This is a genomic window from Flavobacterium sp. UM26 (assembly GCF_057922445.1).
On the sequence record NZ_JBVHCY010000004.1, the window covers coordinates 173,543 to 199,118 of the forward strand.

General features: G+C 35.1%; 24 protein-coding genes. 9 read left to right on the top strand and 15 right to left on the bottom strand.

All coding sequences use genetic code 11. From position 1 onward, the window contains the following. Window positions 1-161: 161 nt before the first annotated feature. The gene (locus tag ACZ1AQ_RS06925; protein ID WP_489632201.1) at window positions 162-1,409 is read left to right on the top strand and encodes an ABC transporter permease; all 1,248 of its coding nucleotides are present in this window, start codon (window positions 162-164) and stop codon (window positions 1,407-1,409) included. A 95-nt stretch (window positions 1,410-1,504) separates the two neighbouring features. On the opposite strand, the gene accD is transcribed toward ACZ1AQ_RS06925, so the two are convergent. The 3 genes from accD to tamL form a co-directional block, all read right to left on the bottom strand. After that, complete coding sequence (gene accD, locus ACZ1AQ_RS06930; protein ID WP_489632202.1) at window positions 1,505-2,359, bottom strand: acetyl-CoA carboxylase, carboxyltransferase subunit beta; 855 nt, start codon at window positions 2,357-2,359, stop codon at window positions 1,505-1,507. Window positions 2,360-2,467: 108 nt separating this feature from the next. Beyond that, window positions 2,468-3,535 carry a class II fructose-bisphosphate aldolase gene (fbaA, locus tag ACZ1AQ_RS06935; protein ID WP_489632203.1) on the bottom strand — a complete coding sequence of 356 codons (1,068 nt, stop codon included), beginning with the start codon at window positions 3,533-3,535 and terminating at the stop codon, window positions 2,468-2,470. 64 nt (window positions 3,536-3,599) lie between these two features. After that, a complete protein-coding gene (gene tamL, locus ACZ1AQ_RS06940; protein ID WP_489632204.1) occupies window positions 3,600-6,155 on the bottom strand; it encodes a translocation and assembly module lipoprotein TamL in 2,556 nt (851 codons plus the stop codon). A gap of 38 nt (window positions 6,156-6,193) precedes the next feature. On the opposite strand from tamL, the gene ACZ1AQ_RS06945 reads away from it, so the two are divergent. Continuing rightward, entirely contained in the window at window positions 6,194-6,925 is a 732-nt protein-coding gene (locus tag ACZ1AQ_RS06945; protein WP_489632205.1) for a TrmH family RNA methyltransferase, read from the top strand. On the opposite strand, the gene porT is transcribed toward ACZ1AQ_RS06945, so the two are convergent. Continuing rightward, the gene (gene porT, locus ACZ1AQ_RS06950; protein WP_489632206.1) at window positions 6,922-7,641 is read right to left on the bottom strand and encodes a type IX secretion/gliding motility protein PorT/SprT; all 720 of its coding nucleotides are present in this window, start codon (window positions 7,639-7,641) and stop codon (window positions 6,922-6,924) included. The two genes, ACZ1AQ_RS06945 and porT, sit on opposite strands and share 4 nt — an antisense overlap. Before the next feature lie 22 nt (window positions 7,642-7,663). After that, entirely contained in the window at window positions 7,664-8,395 is a 732-nt protein-coding gene (gene ubiE / locus ACZ1AQ_RS06955; protein WP_489632207.1) for a bifunctional demethylmenaquinone methyltransferase/2-methoxy-6-polyprenyl-1,4-benzoquinol methylase UbiE, read from the bottom strand. Between the two features lie 196 nt (window positions 8,396-8,591). Between ubiE and ACZ1AQ_RS06960 the strand changes: the two genes are divergently transcribed. Next, window positions 8,592-8,909, top strand: coding sequence for a hypothetical protein (locus ACZ1AQ_RS06960; RefSeq protein ID WP_489632208.1), 318 nt, complete (start codon window positions 8,592-8,594; stop codon window positions 8,907-8,909). A gap of 71 nt (window positions 8,910-8,980) precedes the next feature. On the opposite strand, the gene ACZ1AQ_RS06965 is transcribed toward ACZ1AQ_RS06960, so the two are convergent. Next, a complete protein-coding gene (locus ACZ1AQ_RS06965) occupies window positions 8,981-9,466 on the bottom strand; it encodes a dihydrofolate reductase (protein ID WP_489632209.1) in 486 nt (161 codons plus the stop codon). A gap of 6 nt (window positions 9,467-9,472) precedes the next feature. After that, window positions 9,473-9,802: a 2TM domain-containing protein gene (locus ACZ1AQ_RS06970; protein ID WP_489632210.1), complete on the bottom strand. Its 330-nt coding sequence runs from the start codon at window positions 9,800-9,802 to the stop codon at window positions 9,473-9,475. Window positions 9,803-10,036: 234 nt separating this feature from the next. Between ACZ1AQ_RS06970 and ACZ1AQ_RS06975 the strand changes: the two genes are divergently transcribed. Then, on the top strand, window positions 10,037-10,333 hold the full coding sequence (locus ACZ1AQ_RS06975; protein ID WP_489632211.1) for an isoamylase early set domain-containing protein: 297 nt from the start codon (window positions 10,037-10,039) through the stop codon (window positions 10,331-10,333). A 32-nt stretch (window positions 10,334-10,365) separates the two neighbouring features. Here the strand turns inward: ACZ1AQ_RS06975 and ACZ1AQ_RS06980 are convergent, their stop codons facing one another. The 6 genes from ACZ1AQ_RS06980 to ACZ1AQ_RS07005 all read right to left on the bottom strand — a co-directional run bounded on the left by ACZ1AQ_RS06980 (window position 10,366) and on the right by ACZ1AQ_RS07005 (window position 16,010). Beyond that, window positions 10,366-11,190: a thymidylate synthase gene (locus ACZ1AQ_RS06980; protein ID WP_489632212.1), complete on the bottom strand. Its 825-nt coding sequence runs from the start codon at window positions 11,188-11,190 to the stop codon at window positions 10,366-10,368. Window positions 11,191-11,207: 17 nt separating this feature from the next. Further along, on the bottom strand, window positions 11,208-12,494 hold the full coding sequence (locus tag ACZ1AQ_RS06985; protein WP_489632213.1) for a metal-dependent hydrolase family protein: 1,287 nt from the start codon (window positions 12,492-12,494) through the stop codon (window positions 11,208-11,210). 63 nt (window positions 12,495-12,557) lie between these two features. After that, window positions 12,558-13,181 carry a bifunctional nuclease family protein gene (locus tag ACZ1AQ_RS06990; RefSeq protein WP_489632214.1) on the bottom strand — a complete coding sequence of 208 codons (624 nt, stop codon included), beginning with the start codon at window positions 13,179-13,181 and terminating at the stop codon, window positions 12,558-12,560. Window positions 13,182-13,338: 157 nt separating this feature from the next. Then, complete coding sequence (locus tag ACZ1AQ_RS06995) at window positions 13,339-14,307, bottom strand: electron transfer flavoprotein subunit alpha/FixB family protein (protein WP_489632215.1); 969 nt, start codon at window positions 14,305-14,307, stop codon at window positions 13,339-13,341. Between the two features lie 118 nt (window positions 14,308-14,425). Continuing rightward, on the bottom strand, window positions 14,426-15,172 hold the full coding sequence (locus tag ACZ1AQ_RS07000; protein ID WP_489632216.1) for an electron transfer flavoprotein subunit beta/FixA family protein: 747 nt from the start codon (window positions 15,170-15,172) through the stop codon (window positions 14,426-14,428). A 160-nt stretch (window positions 15,173-15,332) separates the two neighbouring features. Further along, complete coding sequence (locus ACZ1AQ_RS07005; RefSeq protein ID WP_489632217.1) at window positions 15,333-16,010, bottom strand: GLPGLI family protein; 678 nt, start codon at window positions 16,008-16,010, stop codon at window positions 15,333-15,335. 278 nt (window positions 16,011-16,288) lie between these two features. On the opposite strand from ACZ1AQ_RS07005, the gene ACZ1AQ_RS07010 reads away from it, so the two are divergent. The 5 genes from ACZ1AQ_RS07010 to ACZ1AQ_RS07030 all read left to right on the top strand — a co-directional run bounded on the left by ACZ1AQ_RS07010 (window position 16,289) and on the right by ACZ1AQ_RS07030 (window position 23,930). Beyond that, on the top strand, window positions 16,289-17,308 hold the full coding sequence (locus tag ACZ1AQ_RS07010) for a pyruvate dehydrogenase complex E1 component subunit beta (RefSeq protein WP_489632281.1): 1,020 nt from the start codon (window positions 16,289-16,291) through the stop codon (window positions 17,306-17,308). A 128-nt stretch (window positions 17,309-17,436) separates the two neighbouring features. Then, on the top strand, window positions 17,437-19,938 hold the full coding sequence (locus ACZ1AQ_RS07015) for a DUF5686 and carboxypeptidase-like regulatory domain-containing protein (protein WP_489632218.1): 2,502 nt from the start codon (window positions 17,437-17,439) through the stop codon (window positions 19,936-19,938). 85 nt (window positions 19,939-20,023) lie between these two features. Next, window positions 20,024-20,632 (top strand): DNA-3-methyladenine glycosylase family protein, encoded by a 609-nt coding sequence (locus ACZ1AQ_RS07020; protein WP_489632219.1) that lies wholly within the window; start codon window positions 20,024-20,026, stop codon window positions 20,630-20,632. A gap of 104 nt (window positions 20,633-20,736) precedes the next feature. Next, window positions 20,737-21,267: an inorganic diphosphatase gene (locus ACZ1AQ_RS07025; RefSeq protein ID WP_489632220.1), complete on the top strand. Its 531-nt coding sequence runs from the start codon at window positions 20,737-20,739 to the stop codon at window positions 21,265-21,267. 113 nt (window positions 21,268-21,380) lie between these two features. After that, window positions 21,381-23,930 carry a sodium-translocating pyrophosphatase gene (locus ACZ1AQ_RS07030; RefSeq protein ID WP_489632221.1) on the top strand — a complete coding sequence of 850 codons (2,550 nt, stop codon included), beginning with the start codon at window positions 21,381-21,383 and terminating at the stop codon, window positions 23,928-23,930. Between the two features lie 121 nt (window positions 23,931-24,051). On the opposite strand, the gene ACZ1AQ_RS07035 is transcribed toward ACZ1AQ_RS07030, so the two are convergent. Next, window positions 24,052-24,666, bottom strand: a complete 615-nt coding sequence (locus tag ACZ1AQ_RS07035; protein ID WP_064715574.1) for a deoxynucleoside kinase — start codon at window positions 24,664-24,666, stop codon at window positions 24,052-24,054. After that, window positions 24,666-25,466, bottom strand: a complete 801-nt coding sequence (locus ACZ1AQ_RS07040; RefSeq protein ID WP_489632222.1) for a hypothetical protein — start codon at window positions 25,464-25,466, stop codon at window positions 24,666-24,668. The genes ACZ1AQ_RS07035 and ACZ1AQ_RS07040 overlap by 1 nt, the downstream gene beginning before the upstream one ends. Window positions 25,467-25,576 lie beyond the last annotated feature (110 nt).

Below are 25,576 nucleotides of genomic sequence, written 5' to 3' on the forward strand. Positions count from 1 at the left end.
GTAGTAGTTTTTTTGAAAGTGCAAAAATAGTTAATTTTTATAAATAAATTCACAGGAATTGCTGTAACATTTTTATTTAAATTCGTACTTATGGATGTATTATATTTATTAGGTTTTTGTATAAAATTTAATGAATTTTACCTAACACAATTTTTAAGTCTATGCTAGTTTATCTTCGGTTGTTGAAAGAGAGTTTTAGCTTTGCAATGAATGCTTTGTTGGCTAATAAATTAAGGACTTTACTTTCCTTATTAGGTGTTACCATTGGTATTTTTTCGATAATTGCAGTTTTGGCTGCGGTCGATTCTTTGGACAGAAAAATATCAAAAGATTTAAGTAGTTTAGATAAAAACACCATCTACTTAATGAAGTTTTCTTTTGGTCCTACAGAAATTCCGCAATGGAAAAGAGAGCAATTTCCCAACGTAAAGTATGATGAATACATTTATATGAAAGGGGTTATGACAAATACAGAGCAGATGGGCTATCAAATTTTTACCAAACGCGAATCCATAAAGCATGAATCAAAGACGGTTAGTGATGTAAACATTGTGCCAGTTTCTCATGAGTTTATTGATATTCAAGGGTTGGAATTTGAACGTGGGCGGTTTTACAATGAGTCTGAAGCTAACTCTGGTGCTGCTGTAATTGTTTTAGGAGATGAAGTCGCTTCGTCATTATTTGAAGGAAGTGACCCAATAGGTAAAACGGTGCGTTTGTATGGTAAACGTTTTACAGTAATTGGCGTGTTGAAGAAAAAAGGATCTGGTATTTTTGATGAAGACGATACTTCGGCTTTTATTCCAGTGAATTTTGTTCGTCAATTATATGGAGATAATAATGACGGATTGACTAATGTAATTATATTCAAACCAGAAAAAGGAGTAGATATGGATGCTTATAAGGGTGAAATCACCCAAAAACTCAGAGCTTTTCGAGGTTTGAAAGCAGGGGAGATTGATAATTTTTTTATTAATGTATTTTCTGGATTTACTGATTTTATAGATGGAATTATTGGGCAAATGAATGTTGTGGGTTGGATAATTAGTGGTTTTTCTTTGTTAGTGGGAGGTTTTGGTATTGCTAATATTATGTTTGTTTCTGTAAAAGAAAGAACCAATTTAATTGGAATTCAAAAATCTTTGGGAGCTAAAAATCGATTTATTCTATTTCAATTTTTATTCGAGGCTATCATTCTTTCTTTAATTGGTGGGCTAATTGGATTGTTCTTTGTTTGGATAATTGCAATGGTATTGACCAAGGCATTAGACTTTGAGTTTGTTTTAGGGTTTGGTAATATTCTTTTAGGTACAAGTTTAGCGGCTTTCATTGGTTTGCTTTCGGGTATTTTACCGGCGATATCGGCGGCGAATCTAGATCCTGTGGAAGCTATTCGAACTGGGATGTAGTTTTCCGTTGAGAAGCATGAGATGTTTTTCCTGAGTTATTAGTATAAAAAAATCCCAAGAATTTCTTGGGATTTTGTATTTAAAAGTAAAAAGACTTATCGAATATCGTTGTTTTGAATCAAATCGATGTAAAGGTTGATTTTGTCTTTCAATTCTTTTCTTGGTGTAATGAAATCTAAGAAACCATGTTCTAAAAGGAACTCTGCGGTTTGGAAACCTTCTGGTAAATCTTTTCCTGTGGTATCTCTTACTACACGAGGTCCAGCAAATCCGATTAGTGCTCCTGGCTCAGAGATGTTAATGTCTCCTAGCATGGCATAGGAAGCAGTAGTTCCTCCAGTAGTTGGGTCTGTGCACAAAGAGATGTATGGTAACTTAGCTTCTGCTAACTGTGCTAATTTTACCGAAGTTTTGGCTAATTGCATTAACGAATAAGCGGCTTCCATCATACGAGCACCTCCTGATTTAGAAATCATCACAAAAGGTAATTTGTTTTGGATGGCATAATCAATTCCTCTAGCAATTTTTTCCCCTACTACGGCTCCCATGGATCCACCGATAAAGGCGAAATCCATACAGCAAATTACTAATTCTTTTCCTTTCGATTTTCCTACTCCAGTTCTAACAGCGTCTTTGAGTTGCGTTTTTTCCATCACCTCTTTTAAACGGTCTGAATATTTTTTGGAGTCTACGAAATGTAAAGTGTCTTTTGAGGTCATGTTTTTATCTAACTCAACGAATTCGTTGTTGTCAAATAAAATTTCAAAATAGGTAGCACTACCAATTCGAACATGAAAATCATCTTCTGGACTCACAAATAAGTTGCGAGCTAATTCATCGGCATCAATAATTTTTCCTGTAGGTGATTTGTACCAAAGTCCTTTTGGAATGTCCATTTTGTCTTCGGTAGCAGTAGTAATTCCTTTTTCTTTTCTTTTAAACCAAGCCATTTATATAGTATTCAGTGTTCAGTAATCAAGTGTTCTCTTAATAATCAATCAAGTGTTCAATTATCAGTTTTGATAACTGAACACTTGAAATTGAAAGAGAATCACTTTTTATAGTGTATTTACATTGTTTAGGTCAGCAAATGCTTGTTCTAATCTAGCATTAAAAGTTACTTCGCTCTCTCTTAACCATTTTCTTGGGTCATAGTATTTTTTGTTTGGAGCATCAGCACCTTCTGGGTTACCAATTTGAGTTTTTAAGTACTCTAAATTGTTAATCATGTAATCACGAATTCCTTCGGTGAAAGCAAACTGCAAGTCTGTATCAATGTTCATTTTAACTACACCATAACCAATAGCTTCTCTGATTTCTTCTAATGTAGAACCAGAACCACCGTGGAAAACAAAATCAACTGGGTTATGTCCTGTGTTGAATTTTTCTTGAACATAGTCTTGAGAGTTTTTCAAGATTTTTGGAGTTAATTTTACGTTTCCTGGTTTGTAAACACCATGAACATTTCCAAAAGAAGCAGCAATGGTAAAACGTGGGCTTACTTTTGATAATTCTTCGTAAGCATAAGATACTTCAGAAGGTTGAGTGTATAATTTTGAGCTATCAACATCAGAGTTGTCTACACCATCTTCTTCTCCACCTGTAATACCTAACTCAATCTCTAAAGTCATTCCCATTTTGCTCATACGTGCTAAATAACCTTTACAGATTTCGATGTTTTCTTCGATTGGTTCTTCAGATAAGTCAATCATGTGTGAAGAAAATAATGGTTTTCCTGTTGCTGCAAAGTGAGCTTCAGAAGCATCTAACAAACCATCAATCCAAGGCAATAATTTTTTTGCACAGTGGTCAGTATGTAAAATTACAGTTGCTCCATATGCTTCTGCTAAAGTGTGAATATGTTTTGCGCCAGCGATTCCTCCTGCGATTGCTGCTTTTTCACCAGCGTTTGAAAGTCCTTTTCCTGCATTGAATTGCGCTCCACCATTTGAGAATTGAATAATAACAGGGGCGTTTAATTTTGCAGCTGTTTCTAAAACTCCGTTGATAGTGTTTGATCCAGTTACGTTTACTGCTGGAAGCGCGAAACCTTTCTCTTTTGCATATCTAAATATCTCTTGTACTTGGTCTCCAGTAGCAACTCCTGGTTTTATGTTGTGTGCCATTTTACTTATTTTTTAAGTTATTTATTTTTTATATATCAGTTTGCAAAATTAATCATTTCTAACTTTAGAACGGGTAATTAATTCCAAAATTTAAGACCGATTTTGTGAAATTTAAATCTTTAAACCAACGATTTCCAATTGGGTAAGCTGGGTTGTAGGTTTTAAAGCCTAGATCAAATCGAACAACAAAGAAACTTAGGTCGTATCGTAAGCCAAATCCTGTTCCTAAGGCTATTTCTTTTAAATCTTTAAGTCCGTTAAATCTGGCGCTTTCAACTACTATTGCATCCGCAACATTCCATATGTTTCCAGCGTCGGCAAATAATGCCCCTTTTACGCTTCCAGCAATTTTAAATCGGTACTCAGCACTTAACGCTATCTTCATATTCGCTTCGTTGAAATCAAGAATTGAACCAGTGCTACCTGGACCTAAGCTATAGGGTTGCCAAGCTCTATTGTCATTGGTTCCTCCAGAAAAATAACTTCTTGAAAAGGGTACATAGTCGGCATTACCAAATGGGAGAGCTATACCAAAAAAGCTCCTAAAGGCAAGAATGTTTTCTTTGGAAAAATCCCAATGTTTGATGTAATCTAGTTCAAGCTTTAGATATTCTGTATATGGCAGGTTGAAAATTTCGTATTGACCAGAAGCGTTTTTTGTTAAGTTGCTAGCTTTGGCAATCAAACTCAGCAATGTTCCTGCCGATTCTATTTTGGTTCTAAATTGATAAAATTCGTTGTCTTGGAGGTCCTTTTTGGTAGATTGAGTGAAAGTGTAACTCGTTCCTAAAATAAAGTCATTTTCGGTCAATCGTTGTCTTCTTTCTTCAATGCTCAATACTTCTTTAAATTCTTTATCGTTAAGTGTTATAGCTGTATTAAGACTTAAAACATCATTAATAAAACCGTCAGTTCCAGAGTTGATGATTAGATTTTTATCAGAGTTTATATAAGTAGGATTAGTGTTAAAGTCTTTTGCTATTTTATTTAAAGCGTTGTAGGAGGAACCATAAACATTGAAATAATTGTCGGGGTTTAAGTTTCTTACAAATTGTACATTTAATAAATCAACACGAGCAGTATTGTTGCGAATAGGATTCCAGTTGTATGTAATTAATGCTGTGAAATTTTCTTTGTCTAAACCAATATTTCTTTGTTTGTTGAATCCCGATGAAATTTGTGTATAAGGAATCATTCGCTTTGGGATAATTTTGTCAGTATTTATTGGAGATAATATTCTTGGAAAATTTAATTTTAAATTGATTCCGTATTCGGTTACATTGAAGAAAGCATCATTAGGGTTTGCAAAATCCTTAGAAGATCCTATGTTGCCTCTAAAACCAATTTCTAAGGTTTCGGCTCTATTGAATACATTCCTGATGGTTTCGGTGATACTAGCTCCAATTCCAAAATCTTGAATGTTGGAATGGGTTAAGTCTAAAGTGGTACCAAAGCTAAATTTTTTCCTTGGAGAAAGATATATTTTTGCAATGAGTGATTGTGCCGTACTATCTCTTTTGTCTACTTCGTATTGAATACTTGGATAGCCAAAAATTTTTAAATTGTTTAAAGAACGATTAGATAGTACTGTTTTGTAGTCGCCAAAATAAGAGCCTTTTGTTAGGAAAACGGCATCAGTAATAGCTGATGGTTTGTATTTTAGTTTTCCATGACTGTACAAAAGAAAACCGTTATATTCTGTACTGTCGGTTACTGTTTCGGGAGGGTTCTTTGCAGAAAAGTCGGTATAAATTTTTACATCGCTTATTTTGAAAAGTTTGAATGGGACTGTATAAGTCGAGTCCTCTTTTTGATAGGAGTAATTTTTGATGATCATTTTTACATTGGCTTTGTTTTTTTTGCCAATTGTATCTATGTCAAAAGTTACATTGTTGGGTTGAAATTGATAAGCGCCGTTGTTTCTGAAGAAAGTAGTGATTCTGTTTTTTTCTTCTTCAAAATCACTGGTTTTGTATTGATTTCCAGAAAGAATAAAACTACCTTCCTTGCTTGTATTGTACAGCGAGTCTAGGGATGGAGATGTAATCAAATGGCTGACAGTGTCTAAAATAAAAGGATTTGATAAAGCAATATTATATTTAACTTTTGCTTTTTTAAATCCTACGGTATCAATAGAATAGGAGGCTTTTGCATTGAAATATCCGTTGTTGAAATAATAATTATTTAATCGATTCACTGTTTTTTGGGTCTTAATCGTATCAATAATTACAGGAGGTTCTCCGACTTTTTTTAGAAATTGATGAATGCCTTTGTAGTAAAATGACTCGCCCAGGCGATCTACTTGCTTAGCAGATAACCACTTGGCTTTTCTTTCATATTTACCTGGCTTATTTGTAAATTTAGCTTGATAGGTAGAGTCTGGATTTAAATTGGCAGCATTATAAAGTGCTAGCCTTAATCTAAATCCACCAATAGTTCCATTTGGATTTTGATACATTTGATCGAATGCCGTTTGATCCTTGATGGCTTTGTTATTTACTATTATTTGGTTTTTTGTTAGTAAAAATTTGCCTTCAGGAACCCGTTTTACAGCATTACATGCCGAAATAATTATTGCAATTAGAAGAAATGCAACTACTTTTGTGGAATTCTTTTTCAAGTGATTTTAATAAATTTAATTCAAAAGTACATTTTTTTATGGTTAGTAAAAACCAAATAAAACTTATATCGAGTTTACATCAAAAAAAATACCGGATAGCTCATCAATTGTTTATAGCCGAAGGTGTAAAAGGGATTCATGAGTTATTGAGTTCTAATTTTGAATTGGAGCATTTATATGCTACTGTTGATGATTTTAGATCTGTTGATTCAACGAAAAAAACGTTGGTTTCTGATGCCGATTTAAAAAAAATCAGTGCTTTATCTACGCCTAATACTTGCTTGGCGGTTTTTAAAATGCCCAAAGAAAGCAATGTTTCAAATGAAGGACTGATTGTAGCTTTGGATACGATTCGAGATCCAGGAAATATGGGTACAATATTGAGATTATGCGATTGGTTTGGGATTAAGCAAGTGATTTGTTCAAAAGAAACAGTCGATTTATATAATCCAAAAGTGATTCAAGCCACAATGGGTTCAATCACAAGAGTTAAAGTTAATTATTTGGATCTAAAAGAGTATTTAAATAAAACAACACGGCCTGTTTTTGGTACTTTCATGGAGGGTGATGTTTTGTATGAGGCGGAGCTACCCTCTGAAGGGATTGTTGTTTTAGGAAACGAAGCAAATGGTATTTCTTCTGAAATAGAAACTTTGGTTACCCAAAAAATTACAATTCCTCGTTTTGGTGACCTGCAACAAACCGAGAGTTTAAATGTAGCCACTGCTACCGCAATTGTTTTAAGTGAATTTAAGCGTAGGGTTCATTAATGAAAAGTAAAGTTGATGAAGATAGCTCTACTTTTTATGGATTCGATATTGCTAGTCCATGGGCTATTAGGGTCTTTGTCTCTAATTAATTCATCGTTAATTCCAAAAACTCCGCGAATGGATGGTGAAAAGATAAAATATTCAGAAAAAATATCAATCCCAAAGCCTAATTCGTAGTTAGGTGTCCATGATTTCATTCTGAATCTTCCTTCGGCATTATCGTCCAAGGATTTGGCATTACTTGATAAATTTAGTGTAAGCGAACCACCTCCTACTAGATAAGGTCTTACATTTCCTGTTCGTAGTGCTGAAAATTTAACCAACAAAGGAAAATGAATGTAAGTACTGTTTACCTCTCTTAAACGGTCACTTGCAGTAGGTGTGGCTGGAAAATAGCTACTTGGGTAATACAAATCCCTTTTGGTATAATACAAGCCAGGTTCAAACCTCAAGTTAATGTATTCTTGTAGTCTTAAATCAGCTACAAGTCCTACATTAAAACCAGTAGTCCTTTTTACTAATACATCAGGAATATTGTTTTTGTAATCGATTTTGAAATCATAACCATTAAAACCCATGTAAAATCCAAAATACAATTTTTGTTTTTGGAAGTTTTCTAAGTTGATAATTGGATCTTTGCTGAAAAGGTGTTTATTCCATTGCGCATTGGCAAACGTTAGACTGAATAGAAAAAGGATTATGGTTAGTTTTTTCATAGGAAACAAAAACAGTTTCTAATTATTTTTTGGATGCATAATAAATGGAAGCCACCCCAAAAGTTTGAGGCATATCTTTCACGTTTATAAACCCAATTTTTCTCAAAATATTGTTCAATCGTTCACCGTAAGGAAAAACTGCGGATGATTCAGACAAATAACCATAAGCGGTATTGTCTTTTGAAAATAATTTTCCAATCAATGGGAGTATATTTTTACTATAAAAGTGATATCCTTGTTTGTAAGGTGTTTTTTCTGGTACCGAAGTTTCTAAAATGACGAAAGTACCGCCGGGCTTTAATACTCTTAAAATTTCGGACAACCCTTTTTCAAGATTTTCAAAGTTTCTAACACCAAAGGCTACAGTAATGGCGTCAAAGTAATTATCTTCAAAAGGCATGTTCTCTGAGTCTCCTAACATCATCTCGATACGATTAGAAAGTTGCTTAGTTGCTATTTTTTCAACTCCCACGGCTAACATTCCAGCTGAAATATCTAAACCTATGATTTTTTTAGCTTGTGTTTGTGCCATCAAAATAGCCAGATCTCCTGTACCAGTAGCTATGTCAAGTATGGTTTCTGGATTCGATTTGGCAACTAAATCCAAAACTTTTTTGCGCCATTTAATATCAATGCCAAAAGATATGACACGATTTAAATTATCGTAATTACCTGAAATTGTGTTAAACATGCTAGCTACCTGTTCTTTTTTGCTTAATGGCGAATCTTTATAAGGGGTGACTTTTTCTGACATCGTTTTTTAGTTTGCACAAATATACTATAAACTCTATTAACACAGCACTTGATTTGATTTTGAACGTGCTTTTTTGCAATTGTGATTTTCGTTATGGTTAGTTGTTGTTTTTAACAAAAAAAATGAAATATCACTAAAAGTGGGTATTGTGCAATATCAAAATATTATTCAAATTTGCCATGTAAAAGAAAAATAAATGGTTAGTATTAATTTAATGACTCAAATCAAATGGTTTATTATTGCGCTGATAGTCGCGTTTGTTCTTGTTAGCAGTTTTGAAAATATCACTCTTTCCGGTGGTACTTTTTTTGAAGCGCAAAATACGTTCTTAGGATTAAATTTGTTTTTGGAAATTTTAATTTTTTTGGTCTTTAGTATCTTTGTGGTATTTGGTATTAAAGGCTACTTTGAGTTTTACTCAAAAAAGATATCAAACATTATTATTTCAGTTTCTGGATCAATATTGTTTCTTGGTATTTTAATATTGTTGTCTCAAATACTGTTACAAGAGTAAGTCATTAACGAATCATATCTTTTACAAAAAGAAAACATCCTGAAAAGGATGTTTTTTTGTTTGGAGTATCTCTAATCAATTTTTAAATACGTTTCAAAACTATAATCATAAAGATGTTTCTCATCTTTAAAATGCTTTAGCGACTCTGATAATCGCCATTTCTTAGGGTCAATTTCTGGGAAAAAAGTATCAGCTTCAAAATTGTGATGTACTCTCGTTATGTCTAGTTTATCCGCAAATGCTATGGCCAACTTGTATATTTCTCCTCCGCCTATCACAAAAATAGTTTCTGTTTTGGGACAGGCTTCAATTGCTTTTTCTATCGAATCTACGACAATACAGCCTTCAGGCTGGTAATTTTTCTGCCTAGTAATAATGACATGTGTTCTATTTGGTAATGGTTTCGGGAAGCTTTCAAAAGTTTTGCGTCCCATGATAATGTGGTGCCCTGACGTTATAGCTTTGAATCGTTTAAAATCATTAGGAAGATGCCAAATTAAATCGTTGTTTTTGCCCAAGGCAAGATTATCAGCCACAGCGGCAATAAGTGTAATCATAGGTTTTTATTTGTTTTCTTTTTCGATTTGACGTTCGAGTTGACTTATCTTTTTTTGTTGTAAAGCAACCAGTCTGTCGATTTGATCTCTTTCCCAGTTTTTGTCCATAAATCGATCTGTTATAAACACTTTTATGAAGTGAAGAACGAATAGAAAAGCCCAAAAAGTAATGATCCAAATACACCAATTGTTTTCTTCTCCAACAGAAAAGAAACGATTAGCTATGAATAAAAAAAGACTAGTCAAAGCAAAAAGTACAAAGTGAAAGTACAATCTCTTTTTTTGCTTGATTCTACGTCTGGCATATTCGTATTGTTCGTGAATGGCTTGGTCCATGATTTTTTTTGTAGATAAAGATAAAATTTATTTTGCAAAACTGATAATCTATCTTATGTTTTACTTGTTTTAAAGATTTTCAAATTCTTAATTTGAATTTTTATTTGCCTTTAAATTATTGTTTTATTTATTTTTTAACATTCATTTGTGTTAAGTTGTAAAAATGAATGTAGAGTATTTGTAGTTGTTTTTAAAATAATTAACTTGTTTTAAAATTTTAAAAATCATTGAGTTATGGCTATTAAGAAACAATTCGTCAAAACAAAACCAGTGTGCAAAGTTACTTTTTCTATTTTAGCAAAAGAAGCTGCTTCTGCGGCAGTAGTGGGTGATTTTAATAACTGGAGTATTGCAGAAGGAACAATGTCAAAATTAAAAAATGGTACTTTTAAAGGTGTTTTTGATTTGCCTAAAGATTCTTCCTATGAATTCAAGTATTTGATTGATGGTAATTATATAAATGATCCTGAAGCTGATGGATTTAAATGGAATGATTACGCAGGTGCCGAAAATTCTGTTTTAGCATTATAGATAAAAAAACCGCTATAAAAGCGGTTTTTTTATTATACAGCAACGCTTCCTTTTATAGTTGGATGCGGGTCGTAATCTTCTAGGGTGAAATCTTCATAAGTAAAATCGAAGATGTTTTTGACATTGGGGTTTAACTTCATTTTTGGCAAAGGTCTTGGTTCTCTTGAGAGTTGCAATTCAATTTGTTCAAAATGATTATTGTATATATGTGCATCACCAAATGTATGAATGAATTCGCCTGGAGCTAAATCACAAACTTGTGCTATCATAAGTGTTAGTAATGCGTATGATGCAATGTTGAAAGGTACTCCTAAGAAAATATCAGCACTTCGTTGGTACAATTGACAGGATAGTTTACCATCAGCTACATAAAATTGAAAAAAAGCATGACATGGAGGTAATGCAGCTTTGTTGTTGGCTACATTTTCTTCAAAGGATTTCTTAGTATCTGGTAATACCGATGGATTCCATGCCGAAACTAAAAGTCTTCGGCTATTAGGATTGGTTTTTAGTTCCGTAATTAAGTCAGAAATTTGATCAATTTCTTCACTGTTCCAATTACGCCATTGATGGCCATAAACGGGGCCCAAATCTCCATTGCTATCCGCCCATGCATCCCATATTTTTACTCCGTGTTCTTGTAGGTAAGCAATGTTCGTTTCTCCTTTTAAAAACCACAATAACTCATGTATGATTGATTTTAAATGTAGCTTTTTTGTGGTTACCATTGGGAATCCTTCGGCTAAATCAAAACGCATTTGGTACCCAAAAACACTTTTGGTACCCGTTCCTGTACGATCCCCTTTTTGTATCCCGTTTTCTAAAACGTGCTTAACTAAGTCATGGTATTGTTTCATAGTATGGACCGCTTGTTTTATTGATTTTTATAAATTTTTCCGTCTTTCATTACAAAAGAAACGTCTTCTAATGTTTTAATATTTTTTAGAGGATTATCATTTACAGCGATAATGTCTGCCCAAAAAGATTCTTTTAGTTGTCCAGCTTCTTTGTCAATTCCAAGTAATTGAGCATTGGTTATAGTTGCTGCTTGAATAGCTTCTATTTCAGGCATTCCTGCTTCTACCATGTATCCAAATTCTTTGCCATTTATACCATGTGGAAATACACCAGCATCTGTTCCAAAGGCAATTTTTACTCCCTTTTTGTAGGCTTTGGCAAAAGTTGCTTTAATTTGCGGCCCCACTTCACGAGCTTTGGGTACTACAATTTCAGGATAGAATCCAACTACTTCTGCATTTTTTTCTACTTCTTTTGCTGCGGTTAGTGTTGGAACTAGGTATGTGTCGTGCTTTTTCATAAGCTCCATAGTTTCTTCACTCATGAAAGTGCCATGTTCAATGGTTTTAATTCCGCCAAGTATGGCTCTTTGCATTCCCTCATCACCATGAGCATGTGCAGCGGTTAGCATGTTGTAATCTTTGGCCGTTGCAGTAATTGCTTTTATTTCTTCAATAGAAAATTGTGGATTTTTTCCGCTTTTAGCTACACTTAATACGCCACCAGTTGCAGTAATTTTAATTACATCTGCCCCTTCTTTGTAACGTTCCCTAACAGCTTTAACAGCATCTTCTGGCGAATTGATTACCCCTTCATGTGGTCCAGGATCGCCTACTAATTTTCTATTACTTCCGTTTGTTGGGTCGGCATGACCTCCTGTTGTAGCAATGGCTTTTCCTGCGGTATAAATTCTAGGACCTTTGATTAATCCTTTGCTAATTGCATTTCGTAAAGAAACATTTACTCCAGTTCCACCTAAATCTCTAACAGTAGTAAAACCAGCTAGTAAAGTGATTTCGGCACAATTTACGGCTTGAAAAGCAACATCGGCTTCATTGTCAATATATTTTGAAACGTAGCTTTTAGAATTTAGTTCACCTTCAATATGTACATGAAGATCGATTAGTCCTGGTAAAATGAATTTGTTTTTTAAGTCTACTTCAATATCGTTTGGATTGGCTTTTGCGACAAAACCTTCTTGTATTTTTACGATTTTGTTTTTGGCAACTACTATCGTTTTACTGGAAAGCATTTTGCCAGATTTGGTATCTAGTATGTTACCACAATGTAAATAATAGTCTTGTGCCAAAGTAACTTGAGCTATAAGAAATGCAAGGCTAAAAAAGAGTTGTTTTAACTTCATAAGTATAAAATAAATGGATGCGATTGCTCTAGCTCCGTTTTGTATTTAGATTAAAGACTTTGCTTAGCGTTTGGATATTTCGTCTCTTATTTTGGCTGCTTTTTCATAGTCTTCATTGGCTACAGCTTGTTCCAACATTTCATTGAGTTCCTGTAGGCTATGATTGGCGTAGGTTGGACCTGATTGGTTGGTTTCTTCACCATGACCAAATGTTTGTGGATTAGACAAAATACTGTCTAATTCTTCTGCGCCTGGATCGGTAGGGTTTGGGTTGGATTTTAAGTAGATTCCAGCTTTATCCAAAATATTTTTATAAGTAAATATAGGGGCATTAAATCGAAGTGCCAACGCGATTGCATCTGAGGTTCTAGCATCAATAATTTCTTCGATTTTGTCTCTTTCGCAGATAATACTAGAATAAAATACGCCATCAACCAACTTGTGAATAATAACTTGCTTTACAACTATATCAAAACGTTCTGCAAAGTTTTTAAATAAATCATGTGTTAACGGACGAGGTGGCTTGATTTCTTTTTCTAAAGCAATAGCAATAGATTGAGCTTCAAAAGCTCCAATGACAATTGGTAGTTTTCGCTCGCCATCCACTTCATTCAAAATTAAAGCATAAGCTCCGTTTTGTGTTTGACTGTAGGATATCCCTTTTATGGTTAATTTTACTAAGCTCATGGATTTTTTATAGAAAAAACAACTATTGATTTTGCTAGTTATTCGGTTTTTTAAAGGTGCAATTTTAATCAAAAAAAGGCATAAAAAAAAGAGCTACCTAAAGCAAAGATACAATTATCTTGTTTTTAGGTAGCTTATAATTTAAAAAGATTGTATTTTATGAATGTTGTGCTTTAAAAGCTTTGAATTTTTCAATCAATTGGGGTACAATTTCGAAAGCGTCTCCAACAATTCCATAATCAGCAACTTTAAAGAAAGGTGCTTCTGGGTCGCTATTGATAACTACTTTTACTTTTGAAGAATTAATACCCGCAATATGTTGAATTGCTCCAGAGATACCTACCGCAATGTATAAATTAGTAGCAACTGGTTTTCCTGTTTGTCCTACGTGTTCTCCGTGAGGTCTCCATCCTAAGTCGGAAACTGGTTTTGAACATGCAGTTGCAGCGCCTAAAACTCCTGCTAATTCCTCGATCATTCCCCAGTTCTCTGGACCTTTCATTCCACGTCCAGCTGAAACTACAATATCAGCATCGGCAATAGAAATTTTTCCTGAACTTTTCTCAACAGCTGTTACTTTTACTCCAAAGTCGTTTGCATCGATGGTTGGATTAAAATCTTCTTCTGTTAATGAACTTGCATTTTCAAAAATACCGTAAGAGTTTTTAGCTATTCCTAATACTTTTACTTCAGTATTAATTTCGGTAGTATTGAAAGCTTTGTTTGAAAAAGCAGTTCTTTTTACTTGAAAAGGTGCTGTGCTCACTGGTAATCCCACAACGTTCGAAGCAAAACCTGCTTCTAAACCTACAGCTACTAATGAAGACAAATAGATGCTATCTGTAGTTGATGAAAGAATAACCACTTTTGAACCCTCTTTTTGAGCAGCTTGCTTGATTACATCCGCGTAAGCTTTTGCTGAAAAAGTTGCTAATTGGTCATTAGTCACTTTCAAAACTTTATCTACACCATATTTTGATAGTTCAGAAACATCGCCAGCGTTAATTGTTACCGCAGTTACTGTGGTGTTTAATGTCTCGGCTACTTTTTTCGCATAAGAAGCTAATTCTAATGCTACTTTTTTAAATTTTCCTTCTGCAGATTCTGCGTATATTAGTATTGACATGATTTTTTTGTTTAAAAGTTTAAAGTTTAAGATTTAAAGTTTTGTAACTGAAAAGTATAAACTAGAAACTAAATTATTATAGATTTTAAACGGAACACTAAAAACTGAGTACTGAATGCTAAATTACTTTGGCTTCGTTGTGTAACAAATTGATTAGTTCATCCAAGTTATCAGCGTTTACTAATTTTACTGCCGATTTTGGAGCAGGTTTGTCAAATTTAACCGCTTTGGTAGTTGCATTTGCATCAACGGGTTCAAGAATGGTAAGCGCTTTAGTTCTTGCCGTCATGATGCCTCTCATGTTTGGAATGCGTAAATCTTTCTCTTCTACTATTCCTTTTTGACCACCAATGATTAGGGGTAAAGTAGTAGCTACCGTTTCTTTACCTCCGTCGATTTCTCTTGAAGCAGTAACTGCATTTCCATCTACGGTTATGCTCACGCAAGAATTCAAAAAGTTGTACCCTAAGATTCCAGCAATCATTCCAGGAACCATTCCTCCGTTGTAATCTAAAGATTCTTTTCCGGCGATTACTAAATCGTATCCGCCATTTTTAATTACTTCTGCCAATTGTTTGGCTACGAAGAAACCATCTGTTGGATTGGCATTTACACGAATTGCTTCGTTGGCTCCAATAGCTAATGCTTTTCTTAAAGTAGGTTCTGTGTCTGGTCCACCAACATTTACAACAGTTACCGTTGCGCCTTGTTGTTCTTGAAACCAGATGGCTCGAGTTAATCCGAATTCGTCATTTGGGTTGATAACGTACTGAACGCCATTGGTGTCGAATTCTGAATCACCGTTAACGAAATTGATTTTTGAAGTAGTATCAGGAACGTGACTGATGCAAACTAATATTTTCATAAGACTTATTTTTTTTGATAAAGCTTGACAAATTTAAAATAATAATTGGAATATTTACTATGCACGCATAATATTTTTTCAAAACTATTACGATTTCGCTGAAGGGTCTGTATTCGCTGGTTAAACTTATAACTAAACAGTCGCACAGACTATATTATTATTATTTCCCTGTGAACTGACCAAAACTTATCTCTTGAGCTTTATTTCTAGGCTCCTCGATCGTAAAAGAGTCTTTTACGTAGGAAAGCTTTTCAAATGTTAAAGTAGAAGTGTCGTCAATCTCAATCTCAATAATAAAGCCTGGTAATCCATGATAATGCATTGGTCCATCATTTATGGGGATAGCTTCACAATACCATGCTATAATATTTTGATTGCTTCCAAAAGCTGTATTTATTGTAGTTGCTTTTTTACAACTAAAACCATTTATAATTTTACTTTCATCTATTAAATTCCAGTTTTGGTTAGGTAGTTTATCTTCTACAGATACATCTTTATTATCTTTTGTATATAGGACTTTATAATTGTTTATGGTAAAGTCTTTATAGTAGATAATAGCTGAAGGTCGGATAACTTTTCGTGTTGTGGCATAAGTTTGTCCAAATTTTTCATTATATACAATATCTGTTGAGGTTCCTTCTTCAGATGTGAGTTTTGCAATTGATTTATTGTTACTATATTGATAACTAAAACTCATTGGTTTGGAGCCTTTCTGGGAAAGAGTTGTTTCTTTTCCTACTCCTTTAAGAAATTGTTGTGTAAATGTACCCTGTAAAGTTTGCGCATCATACTTTGCGATAATTAAGAAAAAAAATGATAAAAAAAATGTCTTTCTCATGTGGTTAATTTGTAGTTAAACTCAAACATAAGAAAATTAGGATTGATTGCAGGTTCTTGGTTTGTTTTTTAACAAAAATTTCTTTATTTGTTTTTAAATATTCTTTTTTTTTAAATGAGCTTTTCAGTGAAAATTCTCTTTTGTACGCTGAGTCCTAGCCCAGATAGGAGCGACATCCTCTAGTGGAGGGGTTCGCCACTAGAGATATAGCGGATAGCTGGAAATAGCTCCTAATAATTTTAAACCTATTTTATGCTTTAAAGTAGTTTAAAATATTTATTTTTGCTGTTCGAAAAAACACACATAGATATTATAATATGAGAACGATACAATTTAGAGAGGCGATTTGCGAAGCGATGAGTGAAGAAATGCGTCGCGATGAGTCCATATACTTAATGGGTGAAGAAGTTGCTGAATACAATGGTGCCTACAAAGCATCAAAAGGAATGTTGGCCGAATTTGGTGAAAAACGAGTAATTGATACACCTATTGCAGAGCTTGGTTTTACAGGTATTGCGGTAGGTTCAGCCATGAATGGATGCCGTCCGATTGTAGAGTACATGACCTTCAACTTTTGTATGGTTGGTATTGATCAAATTATTAATAATGCTGCCAAGATGCGTCAAATGTCTGGTGGTCAATTCAATATTCCAATTGTTTTTAGAGGACCAACAGCTTCTGCGGGACAACTAGGAGCAACGCACTCTCAAGCTATCGAGAATTGGTTTGCGAATACTCCAGGTCTAAAAGTTGTAGTACCTTCGAATGTATATGATGCCAAAGGATTGTTGAAATCAGCCATTCGTGATAACGACCCAGTTATTTTTATGGAATCAGAGCAAATGTATGGCGACAAAGGCGAAGTGCCAGATGGTGAATACACTATTCCGTTGGGAGTAGCCGATGTGGTGAGAGAGGGAACTGATGTAACAATTGTTTCTTTTGGAAAAATTATCAAAGAAGCTTTTAAAGCAGCAGATGAATTGGCTAAAGAAGGAATTTCTTGTGAAGTAATCGATTTGAGAACCGTTCGTCCAATGGATACAGAAGCGATTTTGAGATCGGTTAAGAAAACGAATCGTTTGGTAATTTTAGAAGAGGCTTGGCCTTTTGCTAGTGTATCTTCAGAGATTACATATTTGGTACAAGAGCAAGCTTTTGATTTCTTGGATGCACCAATTCAGAGAATCACAACTGCAGATACACCAGCACCTTATTCTCCTGTTCTATTGAAAGAATGGTTGCCTAATGCTGATGACGTTGTGAAAGCAGTTAAAAAAGTATTGTACAAAAAATAAGCGAAGTTAAAAATCATAAAATAGGTTTTTTTTAACATTCGTAGTGGCGGTTTAAGATTACTACTTGTCATCTAATTATTATATTTGGGGCTTCATCGATACGCATTCGATGAAGCCCCTTTTTTATTATGAAAAAATCAATTTTATATTTCTTTATATTTTTATTTGCATTCGTTGCTGTAGCAAATGCACAAACCAAGGTTAGCGGTATTGTGGTGGATAAAGCCAATCAACCCATTCCGTATGCTAATGTTGTTTTTAAAAACTCTAATGTTGGCATTGTAACCAATGAAGATGGTCGTTTTTACATTGAGTCTCCACAGACTTATACTGTTTTAGTAATTACCTCGGCTGGCTTTTCAGATAAGGAAGTGACCTTAGAAAAAGCAGTGAATTACAATTTCAAAATTGTATTGAAGGAAATGCAAGAATTGAATGAAGTGGTCGTTTTTACGGGAAAAACGTCAAAGAAAAACAATCCTGCTTTAGATATTCTGCGCAAAATTTGGGAACGCAAACGCAAAAATGGTTTGTATCAATTCAATCAATACCAAATGGAGAAGTATGAGAAGATTGAATTTGATATGAACACTATCGACAGCGCTTTTATGAAGAATAAAATTTTCAAAGGAATGGAATTCATCTTCAAGCAAGTCGATACTTCTAAAGTTACTGGAAAAACGTATTTGCCCATTTTTATCAACGAAGCGTTGTATGATGTGTATGGAGACAACACCATCAAGAAAGTCAAAGAAATCAATAAAGCCAATAAAACCTCTGGATTTAATGGAAATCAGCAAATCTTAGCTTTTGTCAAAGATTTGTATTCCGATTACAATATCTATGACAACCACTTGACTTTTTTCGACAAAAGTTTTACCAGCCCGCTTTCTAGAACAGGGATTGATGTCTATAATTATGTATTGCGTGATAGCGCATTTATCGACAACAAATGGTGTTTTAATATTGTTTTCTATCCAAGGCGTAAAAACGAATTGACTTTCAAAGGAGATTTTTGGGTAAACGACACCACTTTTGCCATCAAAAAAATCAATATGGCGGTTACCAAAAGCGCCAATATTAACTGGGTAAAAGACATTTATATCGAGCAAGAATTTGAGGTGATGAACGACTCTGTTTTTCTCTTGACTCGAGATTATTTGATGTCGGATTTTGCTTTGAACAAAAAAGAAAAATCAAAAGGAGTGTATGGCAAAAGAACCTCTTTTTATCGCAATCACGAGTTCAACAAGCCTAAACCCACCGCTTTTTACAAAGACGAAGTCAATTTCATAGACAACGAAGTTTATAATAAATCCGAAGAATATTGGGAAGAGAATCGTTTTGAAAAACTGTCCAAAGACGAAAAAGGCGTGTACAAAATGCTTGATACCTTACAAACCGTCAAAAAATTCAAGCAGTTGTATAGTTTGGTTTCTATCTTAGGAAGTGGTTATGTAGAGTTCAACAATTTTGATTTTGGTAATATTTTTTCAACTTTTGGTTATAACGAAGTAGAGGGCATTCGACTTCGATTGGGCGGAAGAACGTATTTTGGACCTAACGACCCTTGGCGTGTTCAAGCCTTTACAGCTTATGGTTTTCAAGATCAAAAATTCAAATATGGTGTTTCAGGCAAATGGATGGTCGATAAGAAAAACCGAATCATTATTTCTGGAGGAAATCGACGTGACATTGAGCAAATAGGCGCCAGTTTGACCACGACCAATGATGTCTTGGGACGAAGTTTTGCCTCATCGGCCTTGTTTACCACAGGCAGTAACGGAAAGCTCACGAATATCAACTTAACTAGTTTTTCATTCGAGATAGAACCTTTTAAGAACTGGACCTTTCAAACCGGAATTTCTCATCGAACATTGGTTTCGGCCTCGCCAACCTTTAGTCTAGATTATTATACCACTTTGCCCTCGGCTTCGAATCCTGCGGGTGTTACAAAAAGTGAGGTTAAACAATCCGAGGCAAATCTTCAAATTGAGTACACACCTAACCGAAAAACTATTGGTTTTGGAGTAGAACGAGATATTGTTGATAGCCCATACAGTCGTATTTTTGTCAATTTTAGCCACGGTTTCAAAGGTGTTTTAAACAGCGATTTTAGGTATGATAAAATTCAGCTGTATTACAAACAGCCTTTTATTATCGGCCCACTCGGAAGAACCAATTTAATTTTAGAGGCTGGGAAAACATTTGGCACGATACCTTTGGGGCTGATGAGTGTTATTCCCGGCAATCAAACGTATTTCAGTATCGAAAACACCTTTAATAATCTGAATTTCTACGAATTTATAAGCGACCAATATGTAACCTTACAATGGAATCACAATTTCCAAGGGCGTTTGTTTGCTCGTATCCCATTTATGCGAAAACTCAATTGGCGTGAGGTAGTGGGTATAAAAGGTGTTTACGGAACCATTTCAGATGCCAACCGAGCCATCAATGCCTCTGGTTTACCCTATGTCGCTCCAGAGAACATTTATTGGGAATACAGCGCCGGAATTGGAAACATTTTCAAAGTATTTAGAATAGATTTTGCATGGCGCGGTAATTATCGCGATGTGCCTGATGCGCAAAATTTTACGGTCAAAGGAACCTTTGGGTTTAATTTTTAGGAGCTCATCCAGCTGTACGCTATATCTCTAGTGTCGAACCCCGCCACTAGAGGATGCCGCTTCCATCTGGGCTAAAAAATCGATTATGCAAGAACCTTTTTCGTTATTAATTACCCAAGAACCCGTTTTCAAGACTATAGTCGAAAAGTACGGTTTGCCCACTATTCCTCAACGCCCTGAAGGTTTCGAGACACTCGTACTATTGATTCTAGAACAACAAGTTTCTATTGATTCAGCTAAAGCGACTTTTTTGCGAGTAAAAGAAATCGCAAAACCCTTTTCTCCAGAAACGGTTGTGCAACTTAGTGATGAGCAATTGAAGGCAGTGGGCGTTAGTCGTCAAAAAGTAACCTATATCAAAGCTTTGGCCGCTGCACTACTTTCAAAAGAATTGGTTTTAGAAGAATTGTCCACGCTTTCTGCCGAAGTGGTTCGCGAAAAATTAATCAAAATAAAAGGTATTGGTCATTGGACTATCGATATTTATTTGATGTTTTCGCTACAAGCCCAAGATTTGTTACCTCTTGGCGACATAGCCGTGGTAAATACCTTCAAAGAATTATTTGACATTCACGACAAAGAGATGATGGCGCAACGCGCGCAACTTTGGCAACCCTATCGTTCTTTTGCAACCTATTTATTGTGGCATCACTATTTGTGTAAACGCAACCGAAAAGTAGAGTACAACCCTTAATATAACGAAAACGATATAGTTATATATCCTTATTTTTTTCTTGTAAAAACGTTCGGTTTGTATACTTTTGCAAAAAATTTATAAAAAGCTAAGACTTAATAAAAATGACTGCAGACAAATTAAAAACTTTCGATGTATTGATCGAAATACCAAGAGGAAGTAGAAACAAATACGAGTACGATTTTGCTATTAAAAGAATGCGTTTCGATAGAATGTTATTCTCTTCTATGATGTATCCAGCAGACTACGGATTTATTCCTGAAACATTAGCCTTAGATGGCGACCCATTGGATGTATTGGTGTTGGTAAACGAGCCAACTTTTCCTGGATGTGTGATGGAAGTAAAACCAATTGGAGTTTTCCATATGGCAGACGATAAAGGACCAGATGAAAAAGTAATCTGTGTGCCGGTTTCTGACCCAATCTGGAATAAATTAAATGACTTAAGCGATGTTAATGAGCATTTGTTGAAAGAAATCGAACATTTTTTCCAAGTTTACAAAGATTTAGAGCACAAGAAAGTAGACGTAGAAGGTTGGGGAGATGTTACAGAAGCGTATGCTATCATTAAAGAGTGTACTAAGCGTTTTGATGATTTAGAAAATAAACCAGAGGGATTATTTAGTATTAAATAATTTTACCCTTCATTTTTTATAAAAAAAGCAATACTCAGCAATGAGTGTTGCTTTTTTTTGCTTAAATTCGTTACCAACAAGATTTTATAATAATTAAAAAATAACATTTTTTTATGAATACATTTATGATTTATGTGCCAATTGTTATGGCGCTTATTGGACTTCTGTTCATGGTAGCAAAACGAGCCTGGGTGCTCAAACAAGATGCTGGTGACGGCAAAATGAAAGAAATATCAGATTACATTTATGAAGGGGCTCTGGCCTTTTTAAAAGCAGAATATAGATTATTAGCTGTATTTGTCCTTTTAGCAAGTGCAGTATTGGCAGGGATAACTTTCTTGCCTGGTGTAAAAACCCATTTGTTAATAGTTATCGCCTTTATCTTTGGTGCTTTTTTCTCCGCTTTGGCTGGAAATATGGGAATGAAAATCGCCACTAAAACCAATGTAAGAACTACACAAGCCGCACGTACTAGTTTACCTCAAGCTTTGAAAGTATCATTTAGTGGTGGAACTGTAATGGGATTAGGTGTAGCCGGTTTAGCTGTTTTAGGGTTGACCGGTTTTTTTATTGTCTTTTTCAGAATCTTTATGAACGGAGAATGGACTTCTACTGAAGACATGACGATTGTTCTGGAAACTTTAGCTGGATTTTCTTTAGGAGCTGAATCTATCGCTTTGTTTGCTCGTGTTGGTGGTGGAATTTATACCAAAGCGGCCGATGTTGGTGCTGATTTAGTTGGTAAAGTAGAAGCTGGAATCCCTGAAGACGACCCAAGAAATCCTGCTACAATCGCTGATAACGTTGGAGATAATGTAGGAGACGTTGCCGGTATGGGTGCGGATTTATTTGGTTCGTATGTGGCGACTGTATTGGCAGCAATGGTTCTTGGTAATTATGTAATTACAGATATGGGTGGTAAAATTGACGATGCCTTTGGCGGAATCGGTCCAATATTATTGCCGATGGCAATTGCTGGTTTTGGAATTTTGTTTTCTATTATCGGAACGATGTTGGTGAAAATTAGTAGTGATGATGCAAAAGAAGCTCAAGTACAAAAAGCTCTAAACATCGGTAACTGGGTGTCTATTGTTTTAACCTTAGTGTCTTGCTACTTCTTAGTACAATATATGTTGCCTACGACTATGAAAATGGAGTTTTACGGCGAAGGAGTTAAAGATATCGATTCTATACGTGTTTTTTATGCTACGATTGTAGGTTTGTTTGTGGGTGGAGCTATTTCTTCAGTTACTGAATATTATACTGGATTAGGCACAAAGCCAGTTTTAGCTATCGTACAAAAATCTTCTACTGGAGCTGGAACTAACGTAATCGCTGGTTTGGCAACGGGTATGATATCTACTTTTCCAACAGTTTTATTATTCGGAGGTGCCATTTGGGCTTCTTATGCTTTAGCTGGATTTTATGGTGTGGCTTTAGCTGCTTCTGCAATGATGGCAACTACTGCTATGCAATTAGCAATTGATGCATTTGGTCCTATCTCGGACAATGCGGGTGGAATTGCCGAAATGAGTGAATTGCCAAAAGAGGTACGTACTAGAACCGATATTTTGGATTCAGTAGGAAATACAACAGCAGCAACTGGAAAAGGTTTTGCGATTGCTTCTGCGGCTCTAACATCTTTAGCTTTATTTGCTGCCTATGTAACGTTTACAGGAATTGATGGAATTAATATTTTCAAAGCACCTGTTTTAGCGATGTTATTTGTGGGTGGAATGATTCCAGTGGTTTTCTCTGCTTTAGCAATGAATTCTGTTGGAAAAGCTGCTATGGATATGGTGTACGAAGTACGTCGCCAGTTCAAAGAAATTCCCGGAATTATGGAAGGAACAGGAAGACCAGAATACGGTAAATGTGTGGAAATTTCAACGAAAGCCGCTTTACGCGAAATGATGTTACCTGGTATATTAACCATTGGTTTCCCAATTGCGATTGTGTTATTAGGGAAATTAGTGTACGGTGATAACAACCAATTGATTGCTGAAATGTTAGGAGGTTATATGGCTGGTGTAACAGTTTCTGGTGTATTATGGGCAGTGTTTCAAAACAACGCAGGAGGAGCTTGGGACAATGCTAAGAAATCTTTCGAAGCAGGGGTTATGATCAATGGAGAAATGACCTACAAAGGTTCTGATGCTCACAAAGCTGCCGTTACTGGTGATACAGTGGGTGATCCTTTCAAAGATACTTCTGGACCTTCTATGAATATTTTGATCAAATTAACTTGTTTGATTGGATTAGTGATTGCTCCGATTTTAGGAAGTGGTCATACTGATACCGCTGCTGCAGCTGCTTGTTGTAAAAACGGTTCTAAAACTGAAATGATGTGTGAAACCAAAAAATGCGATCCAGTAAAAATGGCTACAATGACCAAAGACGAATGCGCTGCAATGTGCAAAGAAAATGGTTGTTCAGAAGAATGTACTGCTAAATGTTTATCAATGTACGATGCCGATGGAAAATATGTTGGAGAGAAAACGGAGATTAAGTTGACTACCATGAAAGACATTCGTGTAGAAATGACTAACGAAAATGGTAAAGCTAAAGCTACTGTAACTACTACAGCTAATGGCGCTACTACTACTCAAACTTTCGAAGGAACTCCTGAAGAAGTAAAGGCTAAAGTTGAAGCTATAAAATAACTTATTGCTAGGTCAAGTCATGTCTTGACCTAGTTTTAAATGAAAACACCTCATAACATTGAAAAGTTATGAGGTGTTTTTTTATTTGTATTTTTCTAAATGATCAGACTAAAAGGGGTTGTTAAAACAATCCGTTCAATTCTGCGTCAATTCTGTTAATGATATTACCTAAGTCTTCTGGGTTATCCACAAAATTGATATTGTCAACATCAATTACTAACAGTTTTCCTTTGGTGTAACTTTGTATCCACGCTTCGTAACGTTCGTTCAAACGACTCAAATAATCGATAGAAATAGAGTTTTCGTATTCGCGTCCGCGTTTGTGAATTTGACCTACCAAATTAGGAATGGAGCTTCTTAAGTAAATCAATAAATCTGGTGGTTGCACCATCGTTTCCATCAATTCAAATAAGGAAGTATAATTTTGAAAATCTCGATTGGTCATCAATCCCATCGCGTGCAAGTTTGGAGCGAAAATATGTGCATCCTCATAAATGGTGCGGTCCTGAATGATTTTTTTACCACTTTGGCGAATTTGCATTACTTGGCGAAAACGGCTGTTCAAGAAATAAATTTGCAGGTTAAAAGACCAGCGTTCCATTTGGTGATAAAAATCGTCTAAATAAGGATTGTCAACCACGTCTTCGTAATGAGGTTCCCATTTAAAATGTTTTGATAATAATTGTGTTAAGGTAGTTTTTCCTGAACCTATGTTTCCTGCTACTGCTATGTGCATTACGGTAGTATGATTTTAAAATTATAAATTCCTTCGGTTGTAAAAATAGCTAAATTTTGGGCTAAGTAATAGAATTTTTCAAACCTTTTTTCAGGAAGTTGAAGTGATGTGCTTGTCCAAGATTTATCTTTTTGTCGAGTCAATACTATTATTTTTTGGTCCACACTATAGAGTATCTGATAGGAACTAATGATTTGAAGTTGGTCAGCCACTGGAAATTTGCCTAAATTTTCGATAGCGCCAAATAGCGAACATGAGTAGCCTTCTGCATTGTCATCCATCCATATAAAGGAATTAAAGTCGGTGGTGTAGTTTTTGACTTTTCCAGACAGCGGTGTGCTAATGGTTTTGTACTCGTTTTTGAGATAATCATACAATCCAATTTGTTGGTTGAGGTTATTGTAGACCCACAATTGATTTTGTCCCGCAATACCCACTGCCGTAGCATTAATAGGCGTAGGGTGCTCTGAAAAATTAATTCTTTGACTTTCGTTAAGTTGGTTATCTAGTAGAATTACCGTATTGAAATCCTCATAAAACAACACTATTTTGAGTGGATTTTGAAGGTCGACTTTGGTAATTTGTCCTAGGGTTATGTTTTTGTATTCCCAGTTTTCAGAGCCTTTGCTTTTCTTGAAAACGTTATTTTCTATAGTGTAAACATACTCAAAAGCATCGCTAGCCCAAAACGTGACTGTTTTGGGAGCGACCTCCATTGCTTGCATTGGAATCCCTTTGATTTGGCTGTAGCATTGGGTTAAAAACGAAAATGCTACCAGAAACATCAAATACTTCTTCATTTCGCTAATTTACAATTAAACCTTTTCATTTTTCGTAAGTCTATAGTTATTTATAAACTACTACTGTAACAAATGAATTTGAATCTCGTCTTATTGAAAAATTTGGAAAC